The following is a 19,826-nucleotide window of genomic DNA, read 5'->3' as shown; positions in this document are numbered from 1 at the left end:
TCGAACCTTCTCAACGGTCCGATCCAATGTTCGACAACGTCAATCTTCAGCAGCTGATCTTCGGTCGTTTCACGATCGACGAGATTCCCTATCACGAGCCGATCCTGGTCGGGACCTTCGTCGGCGTGGCGGTGGTCGGCCTCGCCGTGCTCGCCACGATCACCTATTTCCGGTTCTGGGGCCCCCTGTGGCGGGACTGGGTGACGTCGATCGACCACAAAAAGATCGGCATCATGTACTGCATCTTCGCGCTGATCATGCTGCTGCGCGGCTTCGCCGACGCGCTCATGATGCGCACGCAGCAGGCCATCGCCTTCGGCGACCAGCAGGGCTTCCTGCCGCCTCACCACTACGACCAGATCTTCACCGCCCACGGGATGATCATGATCTTCTTCGTGGCGATGCCGTTCGTCACGGGGCTCATGAACTTCGCCGTGCCGCTGCAGATCGGCGCCCGCGACGTGGCCTTCCCGTTCCTGAACAACTTCAGCTTCTGGATGACCGTGTCCGGCGGCATGCTGGTGATGGTCTCGCTGTTCGTGGGTGAGTTCTCCCGGGCGACCTGGCTCGCCTACCCGCCCCTGTCCGGGGCGGCCATGAGCCCCGGCGTCGGCGTGGACTACTACATCTGGGCGCTGCAGATCGCCGGTATCGGCACGACGCTCTCGGGCATCAACCTGATCGCGACCATCGTGAAGATGCGCGCTCCGGGCCTGAGCATGATGAAGCTGCCGATCTTCGTGTGGTCGTCGCTCTGCACGAACATCCTGATCGTCGCCGCCTTCCCGATCCTCACCGCCGTGCTCGTGCTCCTGTCCCTCGACCGCTACCTCGGGATGCACTTCTTCACGAACGACCTCGGCGGCAACTCGATGTTGTACTTCAACCTCATCTGGATTTGGGGTCACCCGGAAGTCTACATCCTGATCCTGCCGGCCTTCGGCGTGTTCTCGGAGGTCACCTCGACCTTCTGCGGCAAGCGGCTGTTCGGCTATACCTCGATGGTCTACGCGCTGGTGGTCATCACCATCCTCGCCTACCTCGTGTGGCTGCACCACTTCTTCACCATGGGCTCGGGCGCCGACGTGAACTCGTTCTTCGGGATCACGACGATGATCATCTCGATCCCGACCGGGGCGAAGATCTTCAACTGGATGTTCACGATGTACCGTGGCCGCATCCGTTTCGAGGTGCCGATGATGTGGGTGGTGGCGTTCATCGTCACCTTCGTCATCGGTGGCATGACGGGCGTGCTGCTGGCCGTGCCCCCGGCGGACTTCGTGCTGCACAACTCGCTGTTCCTGATCGCCCACTTCCACAACGTGATCATCGGCGGCGTGCTGTTCGGCATGTTCGCGGGCGTCACCTTCTGGTTCCCGAAGGCGTTCGGCTTCAAGCTGGACGAGTTCTGGGGGAAGATGGCCCTCTACCTCTGGGTGTCGGGCTTCTACCTCGCCTTCATGCCGCTCTACGTGCTCGGCCTGATGGGCGTGACCCGCCGGATGCAGCATTTCGACGACCCGTCCCTGCAGCCGTGGTTCATCGCGGCGGCCTTGGGCGCCCTGCTCATCGCGGGCGGCATCGGCAGCCAGATCATCATGTTCGTGGTGTCGATCCGCCGCCGCGAGGAGCTGCGCGACCTGACCGGCGACCCGTGGGGTGGCCGGACGCTCGAATGGTCGACCTCGTCGCCGCCGCCGGACTACAACTTCGCCTTCACGCCGGTGGTGCATGATTCCGACGCGTGGTGGGACATGAAGGCCCGCGGCTTCAGCCGGCCGATGACCGGCTACAAGCCGATCCACATGCCCAAGAACACGGCGACCGGGGCGATCCTGGCGGCGCTCAGCTTCATCCTGGGCTTCGCGATGGTCTGGTACATCTGGTGGCTCGCGGCCCTGTCGTTCGTCGCCATCATCGGCACGGCCATCTTCCACACCTTCAACTACGACCGCGAGTACTACATCCCCGCCGAGACGGTCTCGCGGGAAGAGGCGAAGCGGACGCGCGAACTGGAGCTGGCGTGATCCGATGATGCACACTGACACCGCACCGCCCGGGACGGCTGCGCCGGTCTACTTCGTCACCGACGAGGAGGGCCACCACAGCGAAGGCTCGACGATGCTCGGGTTCTGGCTGTACCTGATGAGCGACTGCCTCATCTTCGCGACCCTGTTCGCGACGTATGGGGTGCTCGGGCGCAACTACGCGGCGGGGCCTTCCCAGAAGGACCTGTTCGACCTCTCCGGCATCGCGGTGAACACCGCGATGCTGCTGTTCTCGTCCATCACCTACGGCTTCGCCATGCTGGAGATGGACAAGGACAACCGGCGTGGGACGCAGATGTGGCTGGCCATCACCGGCCTGTTCGGCATCGCGTTCGTCGCGCTGGAGATCCGGGAGTTCGTCCACCTGTTCCACGAGGGTGCCCCCCCGTGGCGCAGCGCCTTCCTCTCCTCGTTCTACACCCTCGTCGGCACCCACGGGCTGCACGTCTCGTTCGGCATCCTGTGGCTCGGGACCCTGATGGTCCAGGTGCGCCAGCACGGGCTCATCGCCGCCAACCGGCGCCGGCTGATGTGCCTGTCCATGTTCTGGCACTTCCTCGACCTGGTCTGGATCGGGGTGTTCACCGTCGTCTACCTGATAGGAGTGCTCGAATGAGCGCGGACACAGCCCACGCTCACGGGTCTCACGACCACGTCCATACCGAGGGCGGCCATGGCAGCGTGAAGGCCTACGTCACGGGCTTCGTGCTGTCGGTGATCCTGACGGTGATCCCCTTCTGGCTGGTCATGGGCAACACCCTCGACAACAGCCTCGTGACGACCCTGGTCATCCTCGTGCTTGGCGGCGTGCAGATGGTGGTGCACATCGTCTACTTCCTGCACATGAGCACGAAGTCCGAGGGCGGCTGGACCTTCATGGCGCTGATCTTCACGATCACGCTGGTCGCCATCATGCTCTCGGGTTCGGTGTGGGTGATGTACCACATGAACCGGAACATGATGCCGATGTCCGGCCACGACATGACGAACCAGATGCGGTGACGGGTCCGTCCGTCACCCCGGGTCATCCGGTGCCGAACGCATCTCTCCCCCTCGACCTCATCCCGAGGTGCCCGCGCCTGCGGGCCTCGAAGGAGGCCTCCAGGGATCGCGGAGCCTTCCGGAGCTTTCCTTCGGGGCGGCTTCGCAGCCCCTCAGGATGAGGAAGAAGGTGGGAACAGGGGTGGCGGATACTCGCACCGATCCTCGCTCCGCCGCCTCCTCGCGTACGCCGCTCCGCCGGATCGTCTTCGGCCTCGGGGCGGCGTTCGTGTTCCTGGTCCTGCTCGGCCTGGGGACGTGGCAGGTGCAGCGCCGGGCCTGGAAGCTCGACCTGATCGCCCGCACGGACGCCAGGGTCCACGCCGCCCCGGTGGAGGCCCCAGGCCCCGCCGCGTGGCCCGGCATCGGCCCGGACGATGCCTACCGCCATGTCCGGCTGTCAGGGCAGTTCCTGAACGGCCGGGAGACCCTGGTCCAGGCGCTGACCGAGTACGGCGCCGGCTTCTGGGTGCTGACGCCCCTGCGCCGGTCCGACGGCACCCTGGTCCTCGTGAACCGCGGCTTCGTGCCGGGAAGCCGGAGGGATCCGGCGAGCCGGGAGGCGGGGCAGGTCGCCGGCCCGGTTTCGGTCACGGGACTTCTGCGCCTGACCGAGCCCGGCGGCGCCTTCTTGCGGGCGAACGACCCGGCCCAAGGCCGGTGGTATTCCCGGGACGTCGCGGCCATCGCCGCCGCGCGGGGCCTGTCGGACATCGCGCCGTACTTCGTGGATGCCGACGCAACCCCCAATCCCGGCGGCCTTCCCATCGGCGGGCTGACGGTGATCTCCTTCCCCAACAACCATTTGGTCTACGCGATCACGTGGTACGGGCTGGCGGCGATGCTCGGCGGCTTCTTCGTCTACCGGCGGTTCGGCCGGCGCGGCGACTCGTCTTTCGGGGAGTAGCCCGCGCCCCGACGGCAGCTATAATGGCCTGACAAGAACCGAGACGAGTCACGCCATGACCTCCCGCATCCCCGATTTCGCCGCGATGCCGTTCGCCGGACAGCCGCTGGCCGTCGCGGCGCCTGCGCCCGGCGAGCCGTGGATGACGCCGGAAGGCATCCCGGTGAAGGGCCATTACGGGCCGCAGGACCGGGAGGGCATCGAGTTCCTGAACACCTGGCCCGGCCTCGCGCCGTTCCTGCGGGGGCCCTACCCCACCATGTACGTCACCCAGCCCTGGACGATCCGGCAATATGCCGGCTTCTCCACGGCCGAGGATTCGAACGCCTTCTACCGGCGCAACCTCGCGGCGGGGCAGAAGGGCCTGTCCGTCGCCTTCGACCTCGCCACCCACCGGGGCTACGATTCCGACCATCCCCGCGTCTCGGGGGATGTCGGCATGGCGGGCGTGGCGATCGATTCGATCTACGACATGCGCACGCTCTTCTCCGGCATCCCGCTGGACGAGATGACCGTGTCGATGACGATGAATGGCGCGGTGCTACCGATCCTCGCCCTCTACATCGTCGCCGCCGAGGAGCAGGGCGTGCCGCCGTCCAAGCTCGCCGGCACGATCCAGAACGATATTCTGAAGGAGTTCATGGTCCGCAACACCTACATCTATCCCCCGAGGGGATCGATGCGGATCATCTCCGATATTTTTGCTTATACTTCTAAAAATATGCCGAAGTTCAACTCGATCTCGATTTCCGGCTACCACATGCAGGAAGCCGGGGCGACGAACGATCTGGAACTCGCCTACACGCTGGCCGACGGCGTCGAGTACATCAAGGCGGGGCTGGCGGCCGGGCTGACCATCGACCAGTTCGCCCCGCGCCTGTCGTTCTTCTGGGCCATCTCGACCAACTTCTTCATGGAAGTCGCCAAGATGCGGGCGGCCCGCCTGATCTGGGCGAAGCTCGTGAAGGAATTCGATCCGAAATCCGACAAGTCGCTCGCCCTGCGCACCCATTCGCAGACGTCGGGCTGGTCGCTGACGGCCCAGGACGTGTTCACCAACGTCACCCGCACCAACATCGAGGCGATGGCGGCCACCCAGGGCGGCACCCAGTCGCTTCACACCAACGCGCTGGACGAGGCGCTGGCCCTGCCGACCGACTTCTCGGCCCGGATCGCCCGGAACACCCAGCTGTTCCTGCAGCAGGAAAGCGGCACCACCCGCATCGTGGATCCGTGGGGCGGCTCCTACTACGTCGAGAAGCTCACCGCCGACATGGTGGCCCGGGCCTGGGAGCACCTGCGCGAGGTCGATTCGCTGGGCGGCATGGCCAAGGCGATCGAGGCCGGCATCCCGAAGCTGCGCATCGAGGAGGCGGCGGCCCGCGCCCAGGCGCGCATCGATTCCGGCCGCCAGACCATCGTCGGCGTGAACAAGTATCGGGCCGACGACGAGATGGCCATCGAACTCCTGCGCGTCGACAACGGCAACGTCCGCCGGCTGCAGATCGACAAGCTGAAGCGCCTCCGCTCCGAGCGTAACGAGGCCGAGGTGACCACGCGCCTCGACGCCCTCACCCGGGCGGCGGAGGGCAGCGAGAACCTGCTCGAACTTGCCGTGGACGCGGCCCGGGCCAAGGCAACGGTAGGCGAGATCTCCGAGGCGCTGGAGAAGGCCTGGGGCCGCCACCGGGCGGAGATCCGCTCGATCTCCGGGGTGTACAAGCGCGAGGTGGGAACGATGTCGCCGGTGGTCGAGGAAGTCCGTGCCCTGGTCGAGGCCTTCGAGGAGGCGGATGGGCGCCGCCCCCGCATCCTCGTCGCCAAGATGGGCCAGGACGGGCACGACCGCGGCCAGAAGGTCATCGCCTCGGCCTTCGCCGACCTCGGCTTCGACGTGGATATCGGGCCGCTCTTCGCCACCCCGGCGGAGGCCGCCCGGCAGGCGGTGGAGAACGACGTGCACATCGTCGGCGTGTCGTCGCTCGCCGCCGGCCACCTGACCCTGGTGCCGGAGCTGAAGGCCGCGCTCACCGAGCAGGGCCGCGGCGACGTGATGATCGCCGTCGGCGGCGTCATCCCGCCGGGGGATCACGAGGCCCTGCGGGCCGCGGGCGCCTCGGCGATCTTCCCGCCGGGCACGGTGATCGCCGAGGCGGCGATCCACCTCATCCGTGAGTTGAACGCGCGCCTCGGCTACGAGACCCGGGCGGCGGCGGAGTAGGCGGCTCCTGACGGTCTTTTTCTTCTTTGCGAGCGTCAGCGAAGTAATTCAGGGCAGCGGGACGTTTCCGAACCGTGGCGGATCCCTGGATTGCTTCGCTGCGCTCGCAAAGACGGGGGTGGCCGCCGTCTTGCCCAGACAATGAGGATGAGGTCGTGGAGGGGACGGACGTCCCGCGGGCTCCTCAGTTTAGGGCCTGCGGATCGCTCTCCGTCAGGAAGGAGGCGACCTCGCGGAGGAACTGCATGCGGTTCTTCTCCATCATCACCGTGTGCGTGCCCTCGCCCAGTTCCACGAACCGCTTGTAGGGGGCGTGGGTCAGCTTCGCGAAGTATTCCTGGGCCTGATAGCTCGGCAGGTCGGCATCCCATTCCGCGTGGATGATGAGCACCGGCACGCGGATGTCGGCGGGGTCGTAGAGGGGCTTGCCCGCCTGCCAGTAGGCGTCCTTGTCGGCGACCGTGCCGTTGGGCGCGCGCAGGACCGGGGGTGACTGCTTCGCCCCGACCGCATCGGTGGGGAAGGTGGCATCCGCCCACTGGTCGAACCAGCCCGGCGGGATCAGGTCGGCCTTCTTGGCCTCCGGGACGCCGGTGAGCCACCGGGATTTCGCGCTGTCGCGGGTGACGCTGCGATAGGCGGGGAGTTTCCCCTCGCCCGACGCCATCAGCGAGGGCGTGCGCGACAGCCATTGCGGCGCGTAGAGCACGAGGCGGTTGACCGCATCGTTGTGGGTGCTCGTGTACAGGCCCATGGTCGAGGTGCCCCAGGACCAGCCCATCAGGTCGATTGTCTCGACACCCCGCCGCTTGCGGATGAAGTCCACCACCTGCCCGACCACCGCCGCCGCGTCGGCGGTGCGCATGAAGGGCGGGTTGTCGGCGGCCGGGGCGCTCATCTGCGCGGGGCGACCGGACAGGCCGTAGCCCGGAAGATCCACGAGGTAGACGTCGAAGCCCTTCCCGGCGAGGAAATCCATCGCCGACATCCCGTCGAGGGGTAGGTCGAAGGCCGTCGAGGCCGGGTAGGTCGATCCGTGCACGAAGAGCAGGATCCGCTCCGCCTGGAACTGATCCTGCCCGGCCGGGTGCTTGTTGCGGACGTAGATGTCGATACCTGCCTCTCCCTTCCAGGGCAGGCGGAACTCCTCCCGGTCGAGGCGCGGGGTCGGGGCGGCCGGGGCGGCGGTAGCCTTGTCTGCGGCGGCCAAGCCCGCCGTAGCCAAGCCCGCCGTGGCCAAACCCGCCGTGGCCATGCCTGCGGCGGCAAGGGTGCCGAACAGGCGGCGGCGCGGCATGCCCCGCCCGCCATCCTTGAATGAGTGGTCCATCGTGTTCCTCCCACCTGCCTCTTCCCGGGCAGGCGGCCGATGGAAACCGTTCCACGCCCACGATGCAAGTGGCGACCGCGTCGCCCATGGATGACGAAGGGCCATGCGATCGGCCGTGATCGTCGACCGTAACTATCTTACGAGCACTGCTCTCGGCCCTTAGTTCGGTCCGTTATCGCACTATTTTTCCGAAGAGATGCGATGACAAGTAATCTTTCAATTTTATTTGGCAGCCGGCTCATCTTAACCGGCGGTCAAGCCATGCGCCTGCAAGTCTGCGCCGGTTGACAACCGGGCCAGACCCCCATGCGCATCACCATCGGCCGCAAGCTCGCTGCGGTCATCGGTCTCCTTAGCCTCGTGGCCGTCGGCATCTCCGTCTTCGCCCTGCGCCAGCTCTCCGAGGAGCAGCGGCGGGCGGCCGAGGTCGAGGCCGCCTGGGGTGCGGGCCTCCAAGCCAGCACCCTGGCCAAGGCGATCGAGCACGCGGTGGTCCAGGCGACGGCCGTCTACACCGCCGACGACACCGCGGAGGCGAAGGCGCGCCTGTCCGCCCTGCAGGCGGCCCTGTCCGGTGTCGAGCAGGCGCGGCAGCCCTTCCTTGCCGCGGCGGAGGGCTTCCTGCCGGCGGACAAGATCCGCAAGATCGATCTGGCGGTGAAGGAGTTCGTCTCCTACCAGAACGACACGGCCGAACTCGGCCTGACGATCTCTCCGAAGGCCGCGCTGATCCAGGCCACCGATGAGGCAACGGTGCGCAACCGGGAGCGCATGGTCGTCGAGATCGATGCTGCCGGACGGCAGATCCTGGCCGAACTCGACGGGCAGCGGGAGGCCTCGGCGACGGGGCGTCGCCGGGCGATGGTCGCCCTGATCGCCGGACCTGCGGTGGCGGTGCTCGGCGGATTGGTGGTCGCCTTCCTGCTCGTGAGGCTGCAGATCCAGCGGCCCCTGAACCGCCTCGTCGGTGCCGTCTCGGAGCTCGCCGCCGGCCATCTCGACACGGCCATCGCCGGGACCCGGCAATCGGACGAGGTCGGCGCCATGGCCCGGGCCATCGCCGGGCTGCAGCGGACCCTGATCGAGAAGCGCCGCCTTGACGGGACGCTCGCGGAGCACGCCGCCCGGGACCTCGCCCGCGGCGAGCGCCTCGGCGGGGCCACCCTGGCCTTCGAGGAGCAGACCGGGACGGCCGTGGCCGATCTGGCCCGGTCGGCGGAGATCATGCAGCGCGCCGCCGACACCCTGTCCGAGACCGCCGCGGACACCACCGCCCGCACGGTGCGGGTGGCCGGGGCATCGGGCCAGTCCGCCCTGGCGGTCGACAGCATCGCGGGGGCGGCGGAGGAATTGTCCTGCTCCGCGCGGGAGATCGAGGATCAGGTCCGGCATGCGAGCGAGATCGCCGGCGCGGCCCTCGCCGAGACCGGCGGCCTGGAGGCGACGGTGGCGGACCTGTCGCGGGCGGCCGCCGAGATCGGCGGTGTCGTCGCCCTGATCCGCTCCGTGGCGGAGCGCACCAACCTCCTCGCCCTCAACGCCACCATCGAGGCGGCCCGGGCGGGGGCCGCGGGGCGCGGCTTCGCGGTGGTCGCCGCCGAGGTGAAGGACCTCGCGGGCCAGACGGCGAGCGCCACCGACCGCATCACCGGCCAGGTGGACGCGATCCGGACCGCCTCGGCGGGGACGGCGGGGGCGATCGGCTCCATCGGCCGGACCATCGTGCGCATGAGCGAGATCGCCGCCTCCGTGGCCGCCGCGGCGTCGCAGCAGGGGCATGCCAGCCAGGAGATCGCCCGGTCGATCACCTCGGCTGCGGAGGAGGCCCGCACGGTCTCCGAGAGCATCGAGGGCGTGCGCACCGCCGCATCGTCCAACGAGGCGCAGGCGGCCCATGTCCGCGCCACCGCCGCCCAGGTCGGCGCCGGGGCGCAGGACCTTCGAGCCTCCATCGAGACCTTCCTCGCAGCGGTGCACGCCGCCTGACCCGTGCCGGACGGCGAGATTTCCCGAGTCCCTTCCCCGGTATTCCTTCACCGGTATCCATAGGCGGTCGGTGCAGCCCGATCAGGCAAAGATACAGACAGTTCCTGCGACCGTTTGCAGCGGGGATCCACTTCTGTACGGCGGGGATCGACCTGGGTTTGACCGCTCTGAAGGCGTTCGAGCTGCTATTCCTCGCTATGGGACCGGTCGAAGAGACTTTATGACAGGAAATTTAGTGGCGGACGGACGATCCTGGCCTAGATGACGGTTTCATGACACTTTCGTGTCCAGCCGCGTCCTCCGATGTCGCCGAACGGCGATGCGGAAGGGGCTTTCTCGTCTGGGAACCACGCGACCGATGAACGTCCATGTGCAGCCGGACCACGGCCGGGAGGCCGAGCTGCTTCGGACCCGCCGCCTTTGCAAGATAGCGGCTTCGCCCCTCTCTTACGTGCGCGGATCGACGGCGCGCTTCTACGACTGGCTCGCGGAGGCTCCCCCGGGTGTCCTCCCGGAGGGACCGGCGGTCTGGATCTGCGGCGATTGCCACCTGGGCAATATCGGCGCCCTCGCCGATATCGAGGGCCGGGTGCGCATGCAGATCCGCGACCTCGACCAGACCACCATCGGCAACCCGGCCTACGACCTCGTGCGGCTCACCCTGTCCGTGGTGACGGCCGGGCTGACGGCGCCCCTCTCCGGCCTCGCCGTGGTGCGCATGATCGAGGCGATCGCGGTCGGCTACGCCGCCGGCCTGGACGATCCCGAGGGTAAGGACGAGGGGAACGAGGATTCGGCCATCGTCGAAACCACCCGCCGCCGTGCCCTGGGCCGCCGCTGGCGCCACCTGTCGGAGGAGCGTCTGCACGGCAAGACCGCCCGGCTGCCCCGGGGCAAGCGGTTCCTCGACCCCACCTTCGCGGAGAAGGAGGGCTTCGAGCGCCTGCTGCGCGAGCCCGGCTTCGCGACCCGCGTCCTCGGCCTGGAGCCGGATGGCGGGGAGGAACTCAGCCTCGTGGATGCCGCCTACTGGGTGAAGGGCTGCAGCTCCCTGGGCAAGCTGCGCATGGCCGGGCTCGTCCGCATCTCCGGCGCCAAGCACCGGTCGAAGGTCGCCCTCGTGGATGTGAAACAGGCCGTCCCGTCCCTGGCCCCCACCGCCCCCGGGGCCGCGATCCCCGCCGACCCCGCCCAGCGGGTGGCGGAGGGGGCGCGGGTCCTCTCCCCGGCCCTGGGCGAGCGGATGATCCCCGCCCGGATCGGCGAAATCCCCGTCATCGTCCGGGAGCTTCTTCCCCAGGACCTCAAGATCGTGGCCGAGCAGTTTTCGAAGGCCGAGGGCGTGCGGGTGGCGCGCAGCCTCGCCGAGGTGGTCGGCCGGGCGCATGGGCGGCAACTGACGCCGGAAGCCCGGCAGGCGTGGCATCGCCAGGTGGAGGCCGACGGCTGGGACGACCGGGCGCCGCACTGGCTGTGGTCCTCCGTCACCACCCTGATGGGCCAGCACCAGAGCGGCTACCTCGCCCTTTGCCGGGACGTGGCCCGGGACAAGGGCCTCGCCGAATACCTCTGACCCGGATCGCCTGCCCCGATCCCTTGCCCGGACCTTCGGCTCCGGGCCGATCCGGGTTCCCCCATCGCCGACCGGCTTCTCTTGATACGCGATGACCGCCGAACCGACTCTCGATACCTTCCTCGTCAGGCTGGCCCTGAGCTTCGCCGCGTCCTTCATCCTGGGCTGGAACCGGGAGGAGGTGGGACACCCCGCCGGCCTGCGGACCCACGTGCTGCTGTGCGTGGCCGCCTGCACGGCGATGCAGCTCGGCGGCTGGATGCTCGCCGAGACCGGCCGGGTCGGCAATCCCCTGTTCCGCCTCGACCTGATGCGGCTCGCCCAGGGGGTGCTGGCCGGAATCGGGTTCATCGGCGCCGGCACGATCCTGAAGCAGGGCAACATCGTCCGCGGCGTCACCACGGCGGCGACGGTCTGGCTCGTGACGGTGATCGGCCTGTGCTTCGGCGCCGGGGCATGGCGCCTCGGCCTCTGCGCCACGGCCGTCACCCTCGCCACGCTCCAGGGCCTGGGCTGGATCGAGCAGACCCTGAAGCAGCGCAGCTTCGGCACGGTGACGGTGGAGTTCGATCCCCGGGCGACCTCCCACGCCACCCTCCTCGACCTCCTCACCTCCCAGGGGTTCGGCGTCCGCTCGCGCAACCTGGAGGAGGAGGCCGAAACGGCCTGCCTGCGCTGCATCGGCGCCTACCAGGGCAAGGAGGCCTCGTGGTCCCTGCGCCTCATGGGGAGCCTGCGCCGGGCCCCCGGCGTCGGGCGCGTCTCCTGGGAGGAGATGGGCTGACGGTTGACCCGGCGCCCGGTCTCCCGTATGGAACCGACCGTCGACGGGGCTCCTCAACGGGGCCCCGCGGCGTTTTACGCGACCCGTGGGCCGGCTCCGGCCGCCCTGTCGTCCCGGACCTTGAGGTATCGGGAAGAGGAGGGCGCGTTCCTCAATTCTCATCCCGAGAGGACGCGAAGTCATGTCGAAGCGGATTCAGGCGAAGCACAAGCTCGACCGCCGCATGGGCCAGAACATCTGGGGCCGCCCGAAGAGCCCCGTGAACCGCCGCGAATACGGCCCCGGCCAGCACGGCCAGCGCCGTAAGGGCAAGATGAGCGACTTCGGCACGCAGCTGCGCGCCAAGCAGAAGCTCAAGGGCTACTACGGCAACATCACCGAGAAGCAGTTCCGCCGCTACTACGCCGAGGCGATCCGCCAGCGCGGCGATTCCGGCGAGAACCTGATCGGCCTGCTCGAGCGCCGCCTCGATGCGGTGGTCTACCGCTCGAAGTTCGTGGCCACGCCCTTCGCGGCCCGCCAGTTCGTGAACCACGGCCACATCAAGGTGAACGGGGTGCGCGTCAACATCCCGAGCTATCAGGTGAAGGCCGGCGACCTCATCGAGGTCAAGGAATCCTCCCGCCAGCTCGAGATCGTGATCGTGGCGAGCCAGCTCGCCGAGCGCGACGTGCCCGACTACATCGAGGTCGACCACGCCAAGATGACCGCCCGCGTCACCCGCGTGCCGGGCCTCTCGGAGGTGCCCTACCCGGTGCAGATGGAGCCGAACCTCGTGATCGAGTTCTACTCGCGCTGAGATCCCACCGGATCGGACGAGACAGGGGGCTGCCTTCGGGCGGCCCCTTTTTCGTTCGGGGCGACCTCAGCACCCGTTGCAGATCGTGCTCATGGTCTTGTGCATCTTGCTGTCCCAGGCCTTGGAGCGCGCCTCGGCCTCCTTCTGCGCCTTGGCCATCGCGGCCTCGCCGGCGACCGCGGGCTGGCCCGCCCCCCGGGGCGGCGGCATGGTCCGGCCGGTGGCGGAGATCGCGCGGCCGGCCCGGGGGGTGCCGGCGGCGCCCTTCTCCGGCGTTCCGGTGGCCGGCTGGGCCTGAGCCAGGGCCGGTGCCGCAGCGAGGACGGCTCCCAGAACCAGGATGCGCCGACGGGCGCGGCTGGACGTGACGAACCTGCGCATGGGACCCTACTCTCCGCGGACCGCCGCTCCACTGCGACGATCCCGCGGCGATCCTACCTGATCGCGCCGCGAAGACCATGTCATGCACAGGCCGGTCAGGGGCGGATCATGAGTCGCGGAAAAGAAACGGGTCGCGGGGCGGCGATGGATCACGAAACGGCCCCCGATCGGCGGTCGGCGGTCGCGGGGGCCCTGACCCGGCTGGCCCCCCGCCTGCCGCCGTTCGAGGCCGGCGCCGTCCTCGACCGGGCCCTGGCCAGTCCGGGCCTGCGCAAGGCCGCGCCCGAGACGGCGGGCCGGCTGGCCCTCGTCGCCTATGCCCGGCACATTTTCACCGAATACGACGACCTTCTCGCCGACGGCTACGACCGCGACAGCGCCCGGCATTTCGTCCTCGACGCCCTCAATGAGACCCTGGCCGCGTGGGGCGCGTCCCCCGTGCCGGAGGAGGCGCAGGAGGCGGAGGAGGAGGCCGACAACCCGGACGAATGACCCGGTCGCCACCCGCCGCCCGATGGGGTAGGAGCCCGCAGCGCCGCCCGGCGCACCTGCAGGAGATCCCGACCTCATGAAGATCAGTGCGCGCAACGTCCTCAAGGGCACGGTCGTCTCGATCGACAAGGGCGCCACCACGGCCCATGTGAAGATCGAGATCAGTCCCGGACAGGTCGTCACGGCCTCGATCACCAACGAATCGGTCGACAGCCTCAAGCTCGTCACCGGTGGGCCGGCCTATGCCGTGGTCAAGGCGTCCGACGTGATGGTCGCCGTCGACTGAGTGTCCGGCGGCCGTGCCCGCCCCTGCGATCTGCGGGGGCGGCGCAGGGCAATCCGGGTTAGGATCAATGCCGGATCCGGGATTCCCACCCGGAGGAACGGCGGGGGGAGTCCACCACGTGAAGACCGTGCTCGGCATCGAGACCACCTGCGACGAGACCGCCGCCGCGGTGGTCTCGGTCGATCCCGAGGGGGCGCCGACGATTCGCAGCAACGAGGTGCTCAGCCAGATCGCCGAGCACGCGGCCTATGGCGGCGTCGTGCCCGAGATCGCCGCCCGCGCCCATGTGGAGGTGCTCGACCTGCTCGTCGCCCGGGCCCTCGAACGGGCCGGCACGCGCCTGTCCGACCTTGACGGCATCGCCGTGGCGGCCGGGCCGGGGCTGATCGGCGGGGTGCTCGTCGGGCTCGTCACCGCCAAGACCCTGGCGCTGGTGGCCCACAAGCCGCTCATGGCGGTCAACCACCTGGAGGCCCACGCCCTGACCGCCCGGCTGACCGACGGGCTCGAATTCCCCTACCTGCTGCTGCTGGCCTCCGGCGGGCATACCCAGCTCATCGCCGTGCGCGGGGTCGGCGACTACGTGCGCCTCGGCGGCACCATCGACGACGCCATCGGCGAGGCCTTCGACAAGGCCGCCAAGCTCTTGGGCCTCGGCTATCCCGGCGGTCCCGAGGTCGAGCGCATGGCCGAGCGGGGGGATCCCGAGCGCTTCGCCCTGCCCCGGCCGATGCTCGGGCGACGGACGGCGGACTTCTCCCTGTCGGGCCTCAAGACCGCTCTGCGGATCGAGGCCGAGCGGATCGCACCCCTGGCCGAGCGGGACGTGGCCGACCTCTGCGCCAGCTTCCAGGCGGCGGTGGTGGATGTGGTGATCGACCGTGCCCGCGTGGCGATGCGCGCCTTCTCCGGTGTCGCCGGCCGGCCGACGGCCCTGGTCGCGGCCGGGGGCGTCGCCGCCAACGGGGCGATCCGCCGGGCGCTCGCGGCGCTCGCCGGCGAGGCGGGCCTCGCCTTCGTTGCCCCGCCCCTGAACCTCTGCGGCGACAACGGCGCGATGATCGCCTGGGCGGGGCTGGAACGCCTGCGCCTCGGCCTCGTGGACGACATCACCGCGCCGGCCCGGCCGCGCTGGCCGCTCGCCGTCGAGCCTGCACCGGTCTCGGCCGCATGACCGGGGTGGCCCCATCCGAGGGGCGCGCCCGCTGGCGCGACCTCGTGGAGCGGCGTCTGCCGGAGGCGGCCCGGGGGCGTCCGGACTGGCCGGTGCGCCTCGATCACTGCTTCGCCCGCATCCTCCTCGACCATGCCTGCGGCGGCCCCTGGCGCGACAGCGTCGCGCCGCCGGCCCATGCCAACATGCCGCCGGACCGGCTCGATGCCGCGATCGCCCTCGGCGAGAAGGTGCTCGCCGGGGAGGCGGACCTCTCCGCCTTGAACCGGCGCTCGCTGGCGTGGCGGGGGAAGTTGCGGAGTGGCTCCCCCGGTTCGGGAGGGGGCACATGAGCGCCCCCGTCAACGTCGTCGGCGGTGGGGCCTGGGGCACGGCGCTTGCCAACGCCGTCGCTGCCGCCGGCCATCCGGTGACCCTCTGGCTGCGCGATGCGGAGGCCGCCGCGCGGATGCAAACGGAGCGGGAGAACCCCCGCTACCTGCCGGGCGTGCCCCTCCACGCCGCCGTCCGGGTGACCGCCTCGGCCGACGACCTCGCGGGAGCGCGGGCGACCCTCCTCGTCGTCCCGGCCCAGACGGTCCGGGGGGTGCTGCGGCAACTCGCCGGGCCGCTTGCGACGGCGGGGCCGGTGATCCTCTGCGCCAAGGGAATCGAGCGGGGCAGCGACAGCTTCATGAGCACGGTGGCAGCCGAGGTTCTCCCCGCGGGGACGCCGGTGGCGGTGCTCTCGGGCCCGAGCTTCGCGGCGGATGTCGCCCGGGGCCTGCCGACGGCGGTGACCCTGGCCTGCACGGATGCGGGCCTCGCGGCGTCCCTCTCGGCCCTGCTCTCCGGGCCGAGCTTCCGGCTCTACCACACGGACGACGTGCGCGGCGTGGAGATCGGTGGCGCCGGCAAGAACGTGCTGGCCATCGCCTGCGGGATCGTCGCGGGTCGGGGCCTCGGCGAGAGCGCCCGGGCCGCCCTCATCGCCCGGGCCTTCGCGGAACTGATGCGCTTCGCCCGGGCCTTCGGCGGCCGGCCGGAGACGCTGATGGGCTTGTCGGGGCTCGGTGACCTCGTGCTGACGGCAGGCTCGCCGCAATCGCGCAACTTCGCCTTCGGTCAGCGCCTCGGCGCCGGGGCGAGTCCCGACGAGGCCGCGGGGGGCAAGCTCGCGGAGGGTGCCTTCACCGCCGCCGCCCTGACCGGCCTCGCGAAGGCACGGGGCGTCGAGATGCCGGTGGCCGAGGCGGTGGCCGCCCTGGTGGCGGGGCAGACCGATGTGGATACGGTGGCCGCCAAGCTTCTCTCCCGCCCGCTCCGCGGCGAAATGGACTGAGCGAATCGAGGATCCCAAAGGACGGGTCCTTTGGTGGGGTCCAGGGACGACGCCCCTGGGGATCGCAGGGCGCTGCCCTGCACCCGCCAGAGGGCTCGTCCTCTGGACACCCAGGACTTCCGAGAGACGGCGATGGCGTATTGGTTGTTCAAGTCCGAGCCCGCGACCTGGTCGTGGGACCAGCAGGTCGCGGCCGGCGAGACCGGGACGTTCTGGAACGGCGTGCGCAACCACCTCGCCAAGAAGAACCTGATGGCGATGCAGGTCGGCGAGCGGGGGTTCTTCTACCACTCGAACGAGGGGAAGGCGGTGGTCGGCGTGGTGGAGGTGATCCGCCCCTACTACCCGGACCACACCGACGAGACCGGGCGCTTCGGCATGGTCGACGTGCGGGCCGTCGAGGCCATGAGGATCCCCGTCTCCCTCGACGCGATCAAGGCCGAGGCGGCCCTCAAGGACATGGTGCTCGTCAACAATTCCCGCCTGTCGGTGCAGCCGGTCAGCGCGGACGAGTGGGCCCTGGTGCGGGCGATGGGGGGAATGTCAGGCGCCTGAGGGGCGGCGGCGGGCCGGATGCGACCGGCCCCCCTCCCCTCGGCGCGGGGGCGGCCTCAGCGGCGCTGGGCCTTCGCCTTGCGGGCGAGGTAGCGGGCATCGCGCTGCGCCTTCATCTCGGCCTGCTTCGCGGCGGCGCGCTCTTCGGCGGCGAGACGTTCGGCTTCGACACGCTCGGCGGCGGCGATGCGTTCGGCCTCGGCGGCGGCTTCGGCGCGGGCGACCTCGGCGAGGCGAAGGAGCTCACGTTCGGCGGCGCGGGTCTCGCGGGCGGCGATGAGGGCGCTGCGGGCGGACTGGCGGGCCAGGACAGCCGGATCGTCGGCGGACGGACGTGCCCGGAAACGGGCCAGCATCTCGGATCGCGCCTTGGAGGCGGCCTCGAGACGGTCGGTCAGGGCTTGGCTGTTCTGAAAGCTCACGTAGTCTCCCGTACGGGCATGGCAGGGTCGTGCCGGCCCATGGTGATCGGAAAAAGAATGAGCCGCTCCGGTGGGAGCGGCTCGGTCATGACGGTGGAGGCTGGATCAGGCCGCGCGAAGCTGGCCGGCGGCCTGCTTTCCGCTGCGGCGGTCGGTCTCGACCTCGTAGGAAACGCGCTGCCCTTCGTTCAGGGTGCCCATTCCGGCGCGCTCGACGGCGGAGATGTGCACGAACACGTCCTGGCCGCCTTCCTCAGGCTGGATAAAGCCGAAGCCCTTCGTCGCGTTGAACCACTTAACAGTGCCGGTTGCCATTAGTCGATCTCGATCTTCGCAGGGCCAAGGCTAGAAAACGTCCCTGCGTTGCCGCAAGGCACTGATTTAAACGATAGCGATAGGAAAGTTAGAACCGCCCCGCGAAGGAACTTCGGTTCAAAACATCCGAATACGTACCGAGGAATTCAGGGTAAGCCTGTGGGCATGATTTTGCAAGCCCCGTAAAAAATCGAGAAGTCGGCAAGCATTAGCTCGTAATTGGCCGAATCAGTCCCATTCCCCAGGGCCATGCGGTGCGATGTCGTGCTCCGGCAGCGAGCAGGGACCCCCGCGATCCGCACCGTCTCGCAGGCTGCTGCGAAAGTCCGGCGAGGGAGATCGTTCGCTCAAGGGGCCGGGCGAGTGTCCCGCGCCGTCATTGCGAGCGCAGCGAAGCCATCCAGGGATCCGCCACGCTCGGACAACGTCCCGCGTCCCTGGATTGCTTCGCTGCGCTCGCAAGGACAGTGGGTGTCGTCGATGGTGGAGACACCTCGTCTGTCGGAATGCGCCCTAGGCCGCCCGACTCACTTGGCGGGCCGCCTTCGCCGCCGGTTGCGGGGCGGGGTCGTCGAAGGTCTCGGGCAGGAGCGTGTCCATCACCCGGGTGGCGGGCAGTGTCACGATGACCTCCGTGCCCTCCCGGGGGCGCGAGGCCAGCTGGAACTGGCCGCCGTGCAATTCCACGAGGCCCTTCACGATGGGCAGGCCCAGCCCAGAGCCCTGTTCGGCGGTCTTGATCGCCAGGGCGCCGCGCCCGAAGGACGACATCACCGTACCGAGTTCGTCCTCCGGAATGCCGGGCCCGCTGTCGCGGACCGAGAGATACTGCCCGCCCCGGGTCGTCCAGCCGACCCTGAGCCAGATCTCCCCGCCCGGCGGCGTGAACTTCACGGCGTTCGAGAGCAGGTTCAGCACGATCTGGCGGAGCGCTCGCTCGTCCGCCCAGAGGCGCGGCAGGGTTGTGTCGACCATGTCGTGGACGATCTGGCCCTTCGCCTTGGCCCGCAGCGCCATCATGTGGCGGCACTCCTCCACGATGTTGGCGAGGAGCACGGGCTCCTCGTTCAGCTCGTAGCGCCCGGCCTCGATCCGCGAGAGGTCCAGGATCTCGTTGATCAGGTTGAGGAGGTGCATCCCGCTGTCGTGGATGTCGGTGGAGTATTCCCGGTAGGACGGGCAATTGTGCTGGCCGAAGACCTCGTTCTTCATCACCTCGGAGAAGCCGAGGATGGCGTTGAGCGGCGTGCGCAGCTCGTGGCTCATGGTGGCCAGGAAGCGGGACTTGGCGAGGTTCGCCTCCTCCGCCCGGCGGCGGGCCTCGTCGGAATTGGCCTTGGCCTGCTCCAGCTCGCCGAACACGGCATCCTTTTCCGCGCGGGAATGCAGGGCGCCCACGGTCGAGGCGTAGAGTCGCCGCGACAGGCCGAGGAAGAAGATCTGCGTCCCGCCGGCCATGGCCACCAGCATCAGGCTGTCCATGCTGCTGGAGAAGACGGTGAGGGACACCGTGGCGATCGACAGGGGCAGCAGGGCCGCCACCGCCGCGGCGGGCACGGTGGCCGCCAGCATCGTCGTCACCGCCGCCGCGATCACGAGGCCGAACAGGGCGAAGGTCCAGCCCCCCGTGTCGCCCAGCGCGATCATCGCCGACCAGGACAGGCTCTGGAGCACTTCCCCCGCCACGAAGCGGCGGCGCCAGCGGGCGAGGTCGATCCGCTCCGGCGCGGCCGCCAGGAAGCGCCGGCCGATCACCGAGTTCAGGGTGATCATCAGGAGTACGCACAACGCCCAGGCCGCAGTGACGACCAGGGGGGCCCAGTAGGTCGCCGCCACCGCGAGGGCCATGGCGAAGAGGCTCAGGGCGATGCCCGAGCCGGACCGGTACTGGGCGTAATGGCGCAGAAGCTCCTGCTCGAAGGCGCGTTCCAGCCCCGAGCGCGAAGTGAGCTTTTCCCGGGCCGAGCGGATGTCGCGGGCGACCCCGAGGCGGCGGGCTGCCTCCTCCGTCGAGGGGCCACGCCCGCGCTGGACCATCTCGACAGTGAGATCGGACATGCGCTTCGGACGACCAAAATTGTTAAACTAACGTGCTGGCCGTTCGAGGATGCTGCGAAGTTCTTAAGAAGCGGCTGCCGGAATGGATTCAATCGTCCGCAATCCGGTCAGATTGCCGTGAATTTCCGGTTGG

Annotated in this window: 19 protein-coding genes and 1 pseudogene; 15 read left to right on the top strand and 5 right to left on the bottom strand. The window is 69.2% G+C overall.

Annotation, left to right across the window (positions count from 1 at the left end):
• The first annotated feature begins 26 nt into the window (after positions 1-26).
• The 5 genes from cyoB to scpA all read left to right on the top strand — a co-directional run bounded on the left by cyoB (position 27) and on the right by scpA (position 6,217).
• Complete coding sequence (gene cyoB / locus MFF22_RS11725; RefSeq protein ID WP_238249144.1) at positions 27-2,027, top strand: cytochrome o ubiquinol oxidase subunit I; 2,001 nt, start codon at positions 27-29, stop codon at positions 2,025-2,027.
• Between the two features lie 7 nt (positions 2,028-2,034).
• A complete protein-coding gene (gene cyoC / locus MFF22_RS11720; protein WP_370877567.1) occupies positions 2,035-2,664 on the top strand; it encodes a cytochrome o ubiquinol oxidase subunit III in 630 nt (209 codons plus the stop codon).
• Positions 2,661-3,050 (top strand): cytochrome o ubiquinol oxidase subunit IV, encoded by a 390-nt coding sequence (cyoD, locus tag MFF22_RS11715; RefSeq protein ID WP_238249142.1) that lies wholly within the window; start codon positions 2,661-2,663, stop codon positions 3,048-3,050. The genes cyoC and cyoD overlap by 4 nt, the downstream gene beginning before the upstream one ends.
• A 157-nt stretch (positions 3,051-3,207) precedes the next feature.
• A complete protein-coding gene (locus tag MFF22_RS11710; protein ID WP_370877564.1) occupies positions 3,208-3,996 on the top strand; it encodes an SURF1 family protein in 789 nt (262 codons plus the stop codon).
• A 55-nt stretch (positions 3,997-4,051) separates the two neighbouring features.
• A complete protein-coding gene (gene scpA / locus MFF22_RS11705) occupies positions 4,052-6,217 on the top strand; it encodes a methylmalonyl-CoA mutase (protein WP_238249141.1) in 2,166 nt (721 codons plus the stop codon).
• Between the two features lie 184 nt (positions 6,218-6,401).
• Here the strand turns inward: scpA and MFF22_RS11700 are convergent, their stop codons facing one another.
• Positions 6,402-7,547, bottom strand: coding sequence for an alpha/beta hydrolase (locus MFF22_RS11700; protein WP_238249140.1), 1,146 nt, complete (start codon positions 7,545-7,547; stop codon positions 6,402-6,404).
• 306 nt (positions 7,548-7,853) lie between these two features.
• On the opposite strand from MFF22_RS11700, the gene MFF22_RS11695 reads away from it, so the two are divergent.
• The 4 genes from MFF22_RS11695 to rpsD all read left to right on the top strand — a co-directional run bounded on the left by MFF22_RS11695 (position 7,854) and on the right by rpsD (position 12,689).
• Complete coding sequence (locus tag MFF22_RS11695; RefSeq protein WP_238249139.1) at positions 7,854-9,533, top strand: methyl-accepting chemotaxis protein; 1,680 nt, start codon at positions 7,854-7,856, stop codon at positions 9,531-9,533.
• A 358-nt stretch (positions 9,534-9,891) separates the two neighbouring features.
• Positions 9,892-11,106 carry a DUF2252 family protein gene (locus tag MFF22_RS11690; protein ID WP_238249138.1) on the top strand — a complete coding sequence of 405 codons (1,215 nt, stop codon included), beginning with the start codon at positions 9,892-9,894 and terminating at the stop codon, positions 11,104-11,106.
• Positions 11,107-11,197: 91 nt separating this feature from the next.
• Positions 11,198-11,890, top strand: coding sequence for an MgtC/SapB family protein (locus MFF22_RS11685; protein WP_238249137.1), 693 nt, complete (start codon positions 11,198-11,200; stop codon positions 11,888-11,890).
• Between the two features lie 181 nt (positions 11,891-12,071).
• Entirely contained in the window at positions 12,072-12,689 is a 618-nt protein-coding gene (rpsD, locus tag MFF22_RS11680) for a 30S ribosomal protein S4 (RefSeq protein WP_238249136.1), read from the top strand.
• Between the two features lie 66 nt (positions 12,690-12,755).
• Here the strand turns inward: rpsD and MFF22_RS11675 are convergent, their stop codons facing one another.
• Positions 12,756-13,070, bottom strand: a complete 315-nt coding sequence (locus tag MFF22_RS11675; protein WP_238249135.1) for a hypothetical protein — start codon at positions 13,068-13,070, stop codon at positions 12,756-12,758.
• Positions 13,071-13,214: 144 nt separating this feature from the next.
• On the opposite strand from MFF22_RS11675, the gene MFF22_RS11670 reads away from it, so the two are divergent.
• The 6 genes and pseudogenes from MFF22_RS11670 to MFF22_RS11645 all read left to right on the top strand — a co-directional run bounded on the left by MFF22_RS11670 (position 13,215) and on the right by MFF22_RS11645 (position 16,898).
• Positions 13,215-13,562: a DUF2293 domain-containing protein gene (locus MFF22_RS11670; RefSeq protein WP_238249134.1), complete on the top strand. Its 348-nt coding sequence runs from the start codon at positions 13,215-13,217 to the stop codon at positions 13,560-13,562.
• A gap of 76 nt (positions 13,563-13,638) precedes the next feature.
• Positions 13,639-13,848, top strand: coding sequence for a TOBE domain-containing protein (locus MFF22_RS11665; protein ID WP_238249133.1), 210 nt, complete (start codon positions 13,639-13,641; stop codon positions 13,846-13,848).
• Between the two features lie 118 nt (positions 13,849-13,966).
• Positions 13,967-15,022 (top strand): tRNA (adenosine(37)-N6)-threonylcarbamoyltransferase complex transferase subunit TsaD, encoded by a 1,056-nt coding sequence (gene tsaD / locus MFF22_RS11660; RefSeq protein ID WP_238249132.1) that lies wholly within the window; start codon positions 13,967-13,969, stop codon positions 15,020-15,022.
• A pseudogene (locus tag MFF22_RS11655) lies at positions 15,019-15,327 on the top strand (GNAT family N-acetyltransferase); the annotation flags it as partial. The gene tsaD and the pseudogene MFF22_RS11655, both read left to right, overlap by 4 nt.
• A 23-nt stretch (positions 15,328-15,350) precedes the next feature.
• Positions 15,351-16,343, top strand: coding sequence for an NAD(P)H-dependent glycerol-3-phosphate dehydrogenase (locus MFF22_RS11650; protein WP_238249131.1), 993 nt, complete (start codon positions 15,351-15,353; stop codon positions 16,341-16,343).
• A 132-nt stretch (positions 16,344-16,475) separates the two neighbouring features.
• Positions 16,476-16,898: an EVE domain-containing protein gene (locus tag MFF22_RS11645; RefSeq protein WP_238249130.1), complete on the top strand. Its 423-nt coding sequence runs from the start codon at positions 16,476-16,478 to the stop codon at positions 16,896-16,898.
• A 56-nt stretch (positions 16,899-16,954) separates the two neighbouring features.
• Here MFF22_RS11645 and MFF22_RS11640 read toward each other — a convergent pair whose 3' ends face one another.
• From MFF22_RS11640 to MFF22_RS11630, 3 genes are all read right to left on the bottom strand, one after another.
• The gene (locus MFF22_RS11640) at positions 16,955-17,320 is read right to left on the bottom strand and encodes a DUF6481 family protein (RefSeq protein ID WP_238249129.1); all 366 of its coding nucleotides are present in this window, start codon (positions 17,318-17,320) and stop codon (positions 16,955-16,957) included.
• 105 nt (positions 17,321-17,425) lie between these two features.
• Entirely contained in the window at positions 17,426-17,635 is a 210-nt protein-coding gene (locus MFF22_RS11635; protein WP_238249128.1) for a cold-shock protein, read from the bottom strand.
• A 513-nt stretch (positions 17,636-18,148) separates the two neighbouring features.
• Complete coding sequence (locus MFF22_RS11630) at positions 18,149-19,693, bottom strand: sensor histidine kinase (RefSeq protein WP_238249127.1); 1,545 nt, start codon at positions 19,691-19,693, stop codon at positions 18,149-18,151.
• Positions 19,694-19,826: the final 133 nt, after the last annotated feature.

The organism is Methylobacterium persicinum (assembly GCF_022179525.1).
GTDB classification, from domain to species: domain Bacteria; phylum Pseudomonadota; class Alphaproteobacteria; order Rhizobiales; family Beijerinckiaceae; genus Methylobacterium; species Methylobacterium persicinum.
Note: the sequence above shows the minus strand (reverse complement) of the source record. Positions and strands in the feature narration are given on the sequence as shown.